The following is a 13,393-nucleotide window of genomic DNA, read 5'->3' as shown; positions in this document are numbered from 1 at the left end:
GGAGCAGGATGCTGACCCTGATGTGGGAGACACTCCCGAAACACCGTCCCCATCGGAGGAATCAATGGATGAGACGACTCGAGAGCTTCGGCATGCGACGCGAGTGGCGCCGTCCGGCGTCCGTCTCGAGAGCGACGTTGCACGGACCGGCGACCGTTGGGTGAAGGTTCTCTTCGTTACCGGGTTCCCGGAGTCGGCCTCGCCCGGCTTACTCGACCGCATCTGCACCCATCCCAGCGCCGACATCGACGTCACGATCCACGCGACCCCGGAAGATCCACGAACGTCGCTCGTCGCCTTCGAGAGCGCCATCAAGTCCCTGAAGGTCGACCACATCGAGGCGCAGAACCAGGGGTCAGCGAAAGCAACCGTCACGGAGCGCCGGATCCGTGAGCACGAAGCGGTCTACGAGCAGCTCCAGGAGAACGCTCAACGCGTCCTCGATATCGGCATCTACCTGACAATCCGTGGCGACTCCGAATCACAGGTCGAGAACGTCGCCTCGAGTATCCGAACGGAACTGCAGCGGCAGCGCCTGACGACGAAGACGGCAGCCTACCGACAGGCGGATGCTCTCGTCACGGGGAGTCCCATCGCGAAGGACGCCCTCGAGCAGACGACGCCGATGCTTGGGCAGGCTGCCGGGGCGCTGTTCCCCTTCGCTGCCAGCACCATGATCGAGGAGAGTGGCGTCCTCTATGGGTATCACGCGTCGACGAACGCACCGATTTACCTGGACCGGTTCTGTCGCGAGAACGGGTACAACGTGCTCGTCGCGGGGGAGATCGGGTCCGGGAAATCCTACGACACGAAACGCCTCCTGCTGCGACGGGTGGCCAAGGACCGCGATACGGGCGTCGTGATGATCGACCCCGTCGGCGGCTTCGCGAGTCTCGCGGCCAGCCTCGAGGCAGAACACTACGTCATCGGCGGGACACGGACAATCAACCCACTGGAGATCCGACCGACGCCCGGCCATCTCCTCGAGGACGAATCCCTGAACCCGTTCACAGAGCGGATCAGTGCCGTCATGGACTTTTTCGGGTCGTTCTTCGCGTACGTCGGCGCACCCTTGGGCGACCGGCGGCAGGTTCTCGAACGATGCGTCCGCGAGGCGTACGCCAGGCACGGCATCACGGCCGATCCCTCGACGCATACCAATGAGAGTCCAGTTATCGGTGACGTCCGCTCGGTCCTGGGCAACGTCGCTCGCTCCCCGACGACGGTGCTCGACGGCACGGAGTACTCCGACGGGGAGCTCGAGAAGTGGCAACAGCACGCCGAGGACCTTCGCTTGAACCTCGAGCCGTTCACGAGTAGCGGCCAGTTCGCGTTCCTGAACGGTCAGACCGAGGTTGACCTTACGGACAGCCGCGTCATCTATCTCGACCTCCAGCAGTTCGGTGGCGGCTCTGACGACGCATTGGCTGGCCTCGTAATGCAGCCGCTGTACGATGCCGTCTACGAGCGTCTGAAAGCCGCCAGTGGGAAGACGATTGTCGCGATCGACGAGGCGCATTATCTCGTCGAGGCGCCAGGGAGCGTCGAGTGGTTGAAGCGGACGACACGGCACTCTCGCCACCTTGATCTCTCGCTGCACTTCGTGACCCAGGAACTCGCGGACTTCTACAACACGGAGGGTGCCGAGACGTTCATCAATCAGTCCTCGATCAAGCTCCTGCACCGACAAGGGAACCTCACGCCAGAGCACGCCGACGCGCTGGGCTTGACCGACGCCCAGGCCGCGTTCGTCAGAGACGCGGTCGTCGGGAAGGAGGGACTCGGGTTCAGTACCGCGCTACTCGACGTCGACGAGGCGGGTACCTATCCACTCCGCGTCACTGCGCTCCCTGAAGAGGAAGCGATCATCGACGGTGACGATACAGCAACGACTGCTTCGGACGGCACAGCTGGCGACTCACCGTCCGGGTTCCAACCTGAGGCGGCGACCGATGGAGGGGGATCTTCGTGACTGACGTTGCGTCACCGGAGCCCATAGCGGACGGTGGCGATCTGGGCCCGACGAGCAGCTGCGGTCGAACAGTCGCTCGGTGGCTCTGTCCGGATGGGTACTGCCCCATCGACGAGACCGCACGCTCAGCAGACATCCGCTCACCGTTGAAGCGAGAGTACAGCCTCAGCGCGGTGCTGTACCTCGTTCTCGGACGGGAGAGCGCCACCTGCGAAGCGTGTCAATCGACGGTTCACGTCTCGATAAATGGGGATCTGGGTGAGGGGAATCCGTTCGTCATCCGCAACCTCGTCGAGAACGTCTACACCGTCGAGAACAAGGTCCTCCTCTGTGTCTCGTGCGTGAATCGGCCGACTGCGGAGTGGCGAGCCGACGTCCGCGCCAAGCGTGCCCAAGAGCGAGACCAGCCGCCAACGTGTCGCGAACTTCTCGCGTACTGGCTCTCCGACCCGACGGCCACCTCACTGTTCGCACGCCGGGTGGCCGCCTGCCTCGTCGGTCTGCTTGTCACCATCGTGCTCTTTGTCGTCCTCGCTGGGGTTGTCGGGACGCTCCACGGCGACATCGCTTCTGGCGGTCGCTGGGCAAGTGTAGTCCTCACAGAGACCGCGTCGGTCTGGCGAGCTCTCCTTTCGCAACCGTGGCTCGTCGGTGGCGTGATCGGGCTGGCCTACACCGTCCACCACGTCGAGCGAGGTCGCTATGACCCACGCGGGTATCGACGCCGGGATCAGCGGCCCTGGATTACGCTCGCTGCCGCTGGGGCGACAGCAGCCGTCGGTGCGCTGTGCATTCTCGGCCTCGAAACTGGCCTTCTCCCGGCATCACTGCCGGTGGCGATTATCGCTGGCGCCGTCTGGCTGCTCGGTGCCGCTGGCGTCGCCTGGTTCATCGACCTCGCCATCCGGCACGACCTCGCCATCAGCTCTGGCAGCCCACGCGGACTGCCTGGGTACTCACGGCCCGGCTCGGTCTCCTCCTGGGGCTACTCGCAATCACTGTCGGAGTCCCCCGTACTGGGATGTTTGCTGGCCCCGTGACGGGTGTCCTCGCTGCCATCCCGGCCAGTGTCGCTCTCGCATACGTCGGCCGCCGATTACCCGCCGACCCCCAGGCCCGCGACCGAATCCTGGACGTACTCCCCGAGCGGCTTCGCGCTGCACTCACAGATGACCGTCACGACCAGTAGCCGACCAGAATCCAATCGAAATCGATTCCCATCAATGCTCTTCGATCGACTCACGGCATCGTCGTCCCAGAGCACCGAACTGACGACCGAGACGATTACCAGAATCGACCAAGCGGCCGCCGACGAACCACTGATTCGAATCCGACCCTTCGTGGATACGGATGGACTCGAAGCTGGCCCGCGATTTCTGCGCGGGCTCCATACGAGGCCTGCGAGCACCCTACGCTCTAAGAGCGCGCCCGTCTATGCCGGTGAAATCTGGTTCCACGAGGGGACGATCACGTTCCATCTGCGAGCGCCTGAACCGCACGACGCAATCGGTCTGCTCAGTGCTCACTACCCGAACAGCGACACCGAGGTCGTCACCGACGAGCTGTTCCCTTCTGTTTCCCCTGGAGGGCACGCTGTCGCGTGCCATCTGGAGCTTCGCCAGGACGCTGCAATTCCGCTGAAGCACCTCGACTCACGGCCTGCGCTTGAGGCGGACGCGTACCGAACCATCCTCTCGCAACTCATTGGCGCTGACGACGAGACCGTCATGCTGCAGATCGTGTTCATGCCCGTCGGGAAGGGATGGACGCGTCGCGGAATCGTCGGCCGCTTCGGGAAGAGCAATGTCGGATCCATCGCCGCCGACCGACGCAAAGGCCACGTCCAGGGGTATCTGGAGCCAGAGGTCGTGCAGTCGACGCGCGATTCGCAGGCTGCCGACGACATCGTGGGCCAAGTCGGACGGCCCGCATTCGCGACGACAATACGAGCCGTCGCAATCGCGCCTGACCCGCAGACAGCAACCCATCGACTCCAGCGCGTCGCGGACGCGGTCAGCAGTTTTGACCACGAGCACACCGACCAAGGTCTCGAACCCCGCTTTGTCCCTGGAACCCACGTACCCGCAGTCCTCGAGGCCGCCGCAATGCGCGCTCACACCCCAGCGAGTCTCACACATCGGATACTCTGGGGGCGGCCGAACGTCCTGACGACTTCCGAACTCGCCGGCCTCGTGCATCTACCGAACGACGAGGTTGACATCGCAGCGATCGACTGGACGCGCCAAGCCGACGGTGTGAGTGTCCCTGCAGCCACCGAGCGGTTCACCGGCAAATCCGAGGCTACCGTCGGAGTCGAGCAACGGGAGTCTCCAGCCCGGTCTCAGCCGACTAGTGGTTCCCGGGAATGGGCCTCGTCTCGCAATCGAACTGCAGGCCAGCGGACCGACCAGACGGGTGATAGAGATGTTTGAGCGGTTCATGGGAACCGCCGCTTCGTCGTCATCCTCACCGACAGAGGAGTCGACCGAAGCTACTCCACCGGCCCATTGTGGTGACAACTACGATATCTCGGTACAGGATACCATCTCGATCGGCGAGGCGCCCATCATCACCGAGACGGAGCAGGAGGGCACCGTCGCCGGCCCGCAGGTCCGCGAGATGTTCGAAGCAGCTGGCGAGGCATCCCAGCCCCCGCTCTGGATCGGATACGACGCGGACACGCATCGCGGGTTCCGTGAGGCACCCATCCAGTTCGACGCCCTGTTCCGCCATCTCTGGATCACGGGCGCAACGGGCTACGGGAAATCGACCACGCTACTCAATATGATGGTCCAGTGGGCATACGCCGGCTACGGATTCGTCTACATCGACCCGAAGGCCCGCGACTCCCGAGATCTGCTACGGATGCTACCGAGGCATCGCCTTGACGACGTCGTCTGGATCGAGCCCGGGAGCACTGAGCACGACCGAACGATCGGCCTCAACTTCCTCGAACTTCCCGAGTGCGAGACGCGAACGGCCCGTGAAAACGAGATCGAGAACCGCATCGAGAACCTGAAAGCAATCTTCGACACCGACGAGTACTGGGGCGTCAACATGGAGTCGATCACCGAGTCGATGGCTCGGGCGATGATGCAGTCCGAGACGCCGTTCTCGGTGATCGACATGTACTTCACGCTGCTGAACGCCGACCGCCGCGAGGACTTCGCACGCGACGTCGAGGACCCGTACGTCCGAGAGTTCTGTCTCGAGATCGCTGCGATGGACGACGAGACCGTTCGTCCGCTTCTGAAGCGCATCAAGACCTGGGTGGAGAACGCAGTCATCCGCCGTATCATCGCCCACCGCGAGAGCACCATCGATTTCAGCGACATCGTGGCCAACGACCGCATCGTGATCGTCAGCACGCCCGTCGAGAACACCGACATCAAGAAGATGGTCACGCTCGGCGTGCTACGGAACCTCTGGAGCGCCATCCAGCAGCGTTCCTACGAGCAGGAGCCACCACTCGACCCGTACTTCGTCCTGTGTGACGAGTTCGACGAGATCGCGAGCGAGAACCTCGATGTCGAATCGATGCTGGCTCGCGCTCGGTCGATGCGGCTCTCGGTGACCCTCGCTACGCAGTATCCCTCACAGCTCGCCGAGCCGACGCGGAAGGCGATGTTGAACAACTGTGATACCCTGGTGACCTTCTCGGTGAACGACGTCGACGACGCCCGGCTGCTGATGAAGCGATTCCGTGGCTACAACGCCGAGGACCTCATCTCAACAGACCAGTATCAGGTCTGGACGAAACTCCCGCTGGCGGACGGCCGGTACTCCGATCCCGTTCTGCTGAACACGTTCCCGGTGTATCCGCCACTCCGGTCTGCAGACGCCGTCCACGACGTCATCGAACAGAGCCTCGAGCGGTACGGGACTGACCCGTTAACGGACGCCGACATCCTCCAGAACCTCGTCTACAGCGACGCCAACGAAGCAGTGAGCGTCGAGTCGCTGCTTGCGGAGGCGATGGCCGAGGCGATTCGTGCCGTCCAGCTCCGCGAGGGCGTCCGTGAGACGAACGGCTGGGTGGACACCCCTGACGTCGACGCGGAACTCATGACTCGCATCGAAGCCTTCGACACGGATGTCTCAGCGACCGATGTCGACCCTGTCGACTTGCCGGACGTCCGTGAGGCATCGCCGCTCATCGAAGTTGACCTTGACCGAGAGCGGGACACCGTCGTCACGCGACTCTCCGAGGACGGCAACGCTGCGGTGACGCCGGCGACGGGTGACGTCCAGTCGGCCGGCGGTGACGACCACGACGCGTTACTCACAGACGCTGAACGGGCGCTCACCGAACAGGGATTCAGTGTCCGGCTGCACGAACAGGACGGCCGAACACAACCCGACGGTACCGCTGTCCATCCGGACTACGATACGGCGTTCACTATCGAGGCCGAGACCACGACGCCCGATCGCCCGGCGAAGGTCCTCCGGAACCTCGCTCGAGCACATCATGCCGATCGGATGCCTATCTTCGTGGTTCGACCAGGTGACGACGCGACGAAGTGGGCGGCCAGAATCGAGAACATCTGCTCCCCGCCGCTTCGTGAACTCGCCGACGGCTCCGAGCAATTCTACACCTGCGACGAGGTCGTGACGTTCGGTGGCGGGGCGACCGTGCAAGGCGGCGTGACAGCTGTCCGACCGCGAACCGGCGACTCCAACCGCACGGTCTGGCAGCGCGACGACGGCGACCTCGTGCTCTCGGACGGCGACACGGAGTTCACTCGCGTCCCCGACGTCGACTCGCTCTCGAAGGATACCGTGCCTGCCTATTACAGCTACGACCGAGAGACCGAACGGTACACCGTCTACACGCCCGGTGAGACACAACAGTACGAGTCCCGCGACACCTTCGAGGATGACTGGGTGTCGATCAAACGCCCGTTCCTCCCGAGTGAGCAACTACCCGATCGAGATTACGACCTGGATAGCTATCTCATCGTGATCCTCCCCGAGGACGGGTCGCCGCTCCTCTACCAGAACGGTTCGACCTATCCGTTCTCAGAGTGCCTCGATCAGGGCGTCCTCTGGCCCTCCGACGGTGATTCTTCTGTACCAAAGCGTGACGCAGCTGAAGCAACCGATGGAACGGATGCCGAATCCGTCGAGGAAGCCCCCGACCAAGACACCGGCCAGCCGGTAGTCGACGAGCAAGACAGTGATGCGGTCGAGGTATTCGCCGCGATGTACGTTCGCGAATCTGAGGCAGCACAAATTCTGGAGGATGAGCTGTTTCAGGCGTACCTCGCCTGGCTCGAGGACACCGACATCGAGGGCACGACGGACAAGGGCTGGTTCACACGGAAGCTCGGAAACGTCGTGGACTTCGAGGTTGATCGAGTCCGCGACGACGGCGACCGAGTCCGGTCGTACAATGGAATTGATCTCACTCCCGATGGCCACTCACTCCACGACACATGAGATACCTGACACACTCAGACTCGGTCGTACTGAACGGCTTGAATCAGGCTGGATTGCAGGCGTCGTCCTGCCAGAATGAGAGCCATCACCGTATGTACGCGGGGAATACTTTCCTTGTCCCAGCAAGTTGCACGGACATCCGCATCCCACGATCGATGGCGTCCCAGGAGAACCGCAAGACGTCGTCGGTGTCCTGGCAGTGTCCCTCCAGAAACCAACTAGTATACTCACGGCTGAACCCGAAGAACGGGCGGGGGAGTAGGAGGCTCCGGCAGGGGCCGGAACTGGCGACAGATGCCAGGATGTTGATAATCAGGTTGGGTGGAGCTGTCGCAGTTTGTGGAGGTGGTCGCATTGCCGGACAGTGACTGGTCGCTGGACGTGGACACGATCCCTGAACGGTTGTTGGAGCGCGAGCAGTGGGTGTGCTGGCGGACCGAGCAGCGGGATGGGAAGCAGACGAAGATTCCGGTGACGCCGGGGTCGGGGTCGTTTGCGTCGGCGACGGACGCCGACACATGGGCGGGGTTCGAGGCAGCTCGCGAGTACGCGGCTGCTGGCCGAGCAGCAGGCGTGGGGTTCGTCTTCACGGATGCTGATCCATTTGTTGGCGTCGATCTGGATGACTGTCGCGATCCGGAGTCGGGTGACGTCGACGAGACAGCGATGGATATCATCGAGCGGCTGGATTCGTACACCGAGGTGAGCCCGTCTGGCACCGGGTTTCACGTGCTCGTTGCGGGGGAGTTACCTGAAGGGCGGAACCGGCGGGGGTCCGTCGAGCTCTACGATTCAGCGCGGTACTTCACCGTCACCGGCGACCACGTCGAGCAGACGCCGCGGCGTGTCGCGTGTCGACAGGACGCCCTCAAGGCGATCCATCGTGACTACGTGGCGGAGGCCGAGACGGACGCGCATGCTCCAAACGAGACGGTTGATGAACCCAACGAGGATGGTGGCGCTGCCGTCGCGTCGTCCAGTGAGTCGGGTGGGCCTGGGTCGGATTTCGATGACGAGGCGGTCCTGGAGAAGGCGAAGAACGCCGCGAACGGCTCGAAGTTCGAGCGGCTGTGGAAGGGGAATACGGCCGGGTACGAGAGCCACTCGGAGGCTGATATGGCGCTGTGTTGCCTGCTGGCGTTCTGGACTGGTGGTGACGCGATGCAGATGGATCGGCTCTTCCGGCAGTCCGGATTGTATCGCGGGAAGTGGAACGAGGTCCACTACGGTGACGGCTCGACGTACGGCGAGAAGACGGTCGAGCGAGCAATCGAGACCACGACCGAGTTCTACGAACCGCCGGCCGACGATGCCGCTCAGAAGACGATTGAGAGCGCTCGTAACAGCACTGGAGAGTCGGGGCGGACTGTATCTGGCGAGCGGGGCGCGCTCTTGCGGGAGAAGAACCGGTTGTTATCCGAGCAGGTGGACGAACTCGAGACGACGGTCGCTGAGCAGCAACAGCAGATCGCCGACTTGGAAGCCGAGCGGCGTCGCCTGCAGGCCGCGCTCGCAGACTGTACCGCGGACCTCGAGGCGGCCACGCACTCCGATTCAGCGCCTTCGTGGTCGTCTCGGGTGACGCAACTCCTCTCGGGTCGCGACGAAACGTAGCTGTCGCATCGAGTGATTAGATCAACGCTAGCTGGGCAGACGACTCCGATTTCCAGTACCAACAACAGAAGAGAGTCGGTCTCTGATTAGCCGACGAAATCCCAATCTGGCATCGAGTGATGCCCTCTTCTCACTCGTTTTATTGTTCCGGCTGGGGTTCTGGCGTCGGCTGCGAGTCCTTCAGCGAAACTGCGGGTCGCTTGTTGACTTCTGCTGGAAGGACTCCGTCAGCGGGCCAAGAAGCGTCCTCACAAAGCTCCATGGCTTTCTGCCATGCAGCGTCGTGGAATCGCCCGCCGGTGAGTCGCAGCCAGAGATAGACGGTCCCGAAGTACCCATCGATGTGGCTGCCGCTGCCGCCGTAGTGGCCATGTGCCAGAATACCGGGCGTATTACCCGGCTTGTTCAGCGACGGGACGTTGTAGAACATGAAGAACGACTCGTCTTTTCTGTTCGATCGCTGATCGGATACCACGCCGGGCCAGGTGACCGGGATACTGATTTCGCTCCGACTCGTGAGGAATTCAACCAGTCCGTGAAGGGACTTCATCTGTGCTTGCGTGGGGAGCCGATATGGGTACTTGTGGGGCCCTATCGCGACGGCTTCCGTGTTCCACTTCGTCGTCACGAAGTCGTCCGGACTGTCAGTGACGATCGACTCTGCTTTCGGGTCCGGATCGTTGACGATGTCGATCGCGACCGAATGGGTGTTGTGGGGCCCGCCGTGGACGAGCCGCTGCATGACGTCGTTGTGTTGAACAACAGTTCCGTCGCGTCTGATGACAAAATGCACCGATAGTGGTTCGTCATTGCCAGCGCTGTTCTCGTTGTCCTGCATCCGGTTCATGTTATCCTCCTCCCACGCCATCGAGTCCGTTTCGTGGACGATGATCTCGTTGACATCGTCAGCGCTCCGGCATGTTATCCTCGGTGGTGTGAAGTGGAGAACGTCGTCGTTCTTCCAGTTCGTGATTTCGAGGTCGGGAACCGAGTGTTCGGTTTCGTCGAGGACGAGCGTCGACTCCGACTCCGGGACGTTCGTGTAACACGTCGGAATCGCTTCCGTATCGGCTTCCCCGTCTTCGGCCTCGCCAGCACCATCGCCAGCGACCGCATTCTGGAGATACCACTCCTCTGTGTCATCGAACCGAGAAACCGCGTCGGTTGCTCTCCCAACTGGATCACCTTTCGATCGAAGCATATCCTCCCTGAGGTCGCTGCCGGAGGCACCCCCTGTTGAGCTGTTCGGCCCCCCATCGCTTCGTTCACCGGCCGTCGAGGCTGCTTGAGGGGCGTTTTTCGATGTCTCGTTGAGCAGTGCACCGAATCCGGAGTTGGTACTGGTCGTCCGACCGCCGGACCCATCAGCAGCTCCGGCGAGTCCGGCGAGCGCTCGCACCTTATCGACCTCGGCCTGGAGGTCCGCACGATAGTTTTTCCCTGCTATCTCTCCGAATTGGGTCGCACTGGCCGTCGTCGTTCGCATAGCATCGGTTGCGGCGTCGCTAGTAGCCTGCTGGCCATTCTGTGTCACCGCCGCTGTCTGTTCGAGCCCGGCCATGTCACGGAACAGGTCCGCTGTCGATAGGGCATTCAGGATCGCGCCAACGCCCGTTGGATCAGGTGCACTCTGCGGCGACTGGATATTGACGATGGGGGCGTCGAGTGATCCCGGCGTCACCTGATCGTCGGTGGCACGCGAGCCGGTATCGACCGGCGTAATCTCCGTCGCTGCAAACGGGATTGGCGATTCCTGCCAGTCCCAGAAACGCGTGATGTCCAGCTTCTCGGCGGCATTCGCCTGGCCGAGGACGGCCTCCATGTGCACCCCCTCGCTCGGGAGGGCAACCATCTCTTCGTCGATGGCCATGGGGTCGTAGTTCCGGTCGCGCCATTCACCCCACCAGTTGACGAGCGTCAGTAAGGTTTGATCGGCTTCGGTGTCCCCGACGAACCCTTCGAAGCCGTATCGCACGGGCTCACCCCGCAGATCGGCACCCTCGAGCGTCTCTGTTAGCGTCGTGTCGATCGCCTCCCGGGTCGCCTCTGACAGTTGATCAATCGGTTTCGGGTCTGGGAGGACCAGCGGGAATCCTACCAGGTTCCCGTAGGTCGCTACGGGTGTCGGTTCGATGAGCTCCGTAGCCATCTTCCGCCCCAGCAGGGGCACGTCTTTCAGGAGTAGAGCCAGTGTCTCCTGTCCAAGGTCGGCCCAGACTGCCTGGCTGTAGTACAACTGGTCGTCCATGAGGGTGTCGACGAGCTCGGTGAACTCGATCGGCCGGTCGACGTGCAAGAGTGGCCACGAACTGGCATTACCCTGTCCGTCCCACCGACCACGGATGATAAGCGAGTCCTGTTCGCCTTCCCATGTGACACTGAGATTCAGTTCGAATCGGTCAACGTTGCTCGTATCGGCGTCCTCATCGAACGCGACCGAAACCTGTCTGATATCGCTGAACGCGAGTCGGTCTGGGACGGATGTATTCCCGTTCGAGAGGTCGATCTCAAGTCGGTCAGCTCCGTGCCGGTCGATAAAGACCGTCTCGATAGTCTTCTCCGTGGGGTCTCCTGTCGGCGCGGTAAAGCTCGTAATCTCGGCGTCGGAGGGCACGGACCACTCACCGTCGCCGAGTGACCCCTCTACGCCGATCCGGGCGTAGACGCGTTCTTCTGAAGCGGTGTCCGATAGCTCGTCAGGCGAGAGGTCCTGGCTGAGCGTGACCCTCGATTTCCCGAACGCATTGCGAAGTAATCGATGCGTATCGGTATCGATCGCTGCATCGAGCAGGGCCGAGCGGTGCTGTCGAACTATCTGCTGGTTGAAGTCGATGGGGTCGAACGGGATGTAAATGACCGGATCGGCCTCCTCGGGACCAACCTCGGTCCGGTACATCTGGACGACCTCGTAGTAGTGGAGGTTCAGCGGGTGCATGTGGTTATAGTTGGTCACCACCCGCGTTTTCGCCTCGACGCTCTCGGATTGGCCCACCTCGCTGACGATCGAGGCTCGGCGAGATCGGGTCGAAGATGCATTCTGCTGAGTGAGGTCGGACAACCGCTGCCCCATCGACGCTGCGAGACCGCGACGGCCACTTGAGGAACTTACCGACCTCGTCTTCGACCGAGTTCTCGCCGAGCTCGTCGACCCGCTCGCCCCGAGCGTGAATCCCCCACCGGAGAAGCCGAGCCCAGCGCTCCCGCTGGATTGGCCTGATTCGGAGTCACTCGAAATGGTCGAACTCCCGGTAGTGAACTCCGTGGCTGTCGCATACTGGGTTTCGTCGATGGCTCGCGACCGTCGTTGTGTGTTGGAGAGCTGTTCGCCTTGCGAGATGTCTTCGTCAGTCGAGGCGCTGGAACGGCGTTCCCAGTCTAATACTGCCATCCGGGTCATTTCGCCGGGTGCGAGTGACGTACTGTGGAGCAAGTTCCCAAGCGAGAGTCCCTCTGGAGTCCACGACTGAGAGAGCGACAGTACCGCCCCGATAGCGGGCTTCTCGAATCCATTCGGCGTCTCTGACCCGTCTATCTGTATCGGAAATGAGCTGTCGGCACGTTCCCTCTCTGTATCTCTCTCACCCGGAAAGAACACGTGGCCTGGCCAGACGATGTCTCTATTCCCGATGGTCCTACCACTGGTGTCCGGATTCGACATCTCGAGGACATCGTCCAGGAATACCTTTTCGTAGAATACTTTCTCCGTGTTATACTGTCGAGCGACGGGTTGCAGCTCGGCTGGCGGTTGGTCGCTATCGGGATCGAGCTGTCCACCGCCGAATTGCTCGAGGATGGACCGCGCAGCGACGAATGGGGACCAGTGGCTGTAATCACGGACCGTCTGTAGTCCGGTCGCTTCTATCAGTTCCGCCCCCACGCCGTCTTCAGTCCCGGCTATGGCGGTTATGTCCTCGTTGACCAATTCGGTCACATCCCGGGGTTCATCACCTGTTACGAGACTCGCTGGTGCGTATCCGTAGTTGGACATCGGCGATGCATTGCCAGCGGCGGCCATCGTTACGTCGCGCGCTCGTTCGAACAGTGGCGCAGTCGCCAGGTCATGAATCGTTTCGATTCCCAGTCGGGCCAATGCAGTGACGTCATCGTCATCGACCCCAACGAGCCGGTCGACACTCGACCCGAGAGCATCTCTAGTGCTCAGATCTGCGTGCTCGCCTTTCAGAAAGTTGCTGTAGTGGATCTGCGTGAAGCTCTCCCCAGACATGCTACTCAAATGTTTTATTTGGTCTTAACCGTACGCGTATGATGTATTGATATTAACCGTAATTACGCCGAATTACCTGTGGCTCCCTACGGGGAGCCTCTGGCGTGGCTTCTAACTCGGGGTACGAGTAGCGGCTCCTTCGT

General features: G+C 62.0%; 6 protein-coding genes. 5 read left to right on the top strand and 1 reads right to left on the bottom strand.

Annotated features, from left to right (window positions below; translation table 11 throughout):
• Positions 1-22 precede the first annotated feature (22 nt).
• From HWV07_RS11535 to HWV07_RS11515, 5 genes are all read left to right on the top strand, one after another.
• Positions 23-1,972 (top strand): VirB4 family type IV secretion system protein, encoded by a 1,950-nt coding sequence (locus tag HWV07_RS11535; protein WP_178334443.1) that lies wholly within the window; start codon positions 23-25, stop codon positions 1,970-1,972.
• Positions 1,969-3,012 carry a hypothetical protein gene (locus HWV07_RS11530; protein ID WP_178334442.1) on the top strand — a complete coding sequence of 348 codons (1,044 nt, stop codon included), beginning with the start codon at positions 1,969-1,971 and terminating at the stop codon, positions 3,010-3,012. Before HWV07_RS11535 ends, HWV07_RS11530 begins: the two co-directional genes overlap by 4 nt.
• Before the next feature lie 183 nt (positions 3,013-3,195).
• Complete coding sequence (locus HWV07_RS11525) at positions 3,196-4,404, top strand: DUF8128 domain-containing protein (protein ID WP_178334441.1); 1,209 nt, start codon at positions 3,196-3,198, stop codon at positions 4,402-4,404.
• The gene (locus HWV07_RS11520; protein ID WP_178336057.1) at positions 4,397-7,411 is read left to right on the top strand and encodes a TraM recognition domain-containing protein; all 3,015 of its coding nucleotides are present in this window, start codon (positions 4,397-4,399) and stop codon (positions 7,409-7,411) included. The genes HWV07_RS11525 and HWV07_RS11520 overlap by 8 nt, the downstream gene beginning before the upstream one ends.
• A 354-nt stretch (positions 7,412-7,765) precedes the next feature.
• Positions 7,766-9,025, top strand: coding sequence for a phage NrS-1 polymerase family protein (locus HWV07_RS11515; protein ID WP_211694330.1), 1,260 nt, complete (start codon positions 7,766-7,768; stop codon positions 9,023-9,025).
• 139 nt (positions 9,026-9,164) lie between these two features.
• Here HWV07_RS11515 and HWV07_RS11510 read toward each other — a convergent pair whose 3' ends face one another.
• Positions 9,165-13,250: a peptidoglycan recognition protein family protein gene (locus tag HWV07_RS11510; protein WP_178334440.1), complete on the bottom strand. Its 4,086-nt coding sequence runs from the start codon at positions 13,248-13,250 to the stop codon at positions 9,165-9,167.
• Positions 13,251-13,393: the final 143 nt, after the last annotated feature.

The sequence above is a fragment of the Natronomonas salina genome, assembly GCF_013391105.1.
Classification (GTDB): Archaea; Halobacteriota; Halobacteria; order Halobacteriales; family Haloarculaceae; genus Natronomonas; species Natronomonas salina.
This window is presented reverse-complemented; position numbering and strand designations above follow the sequence as displayed.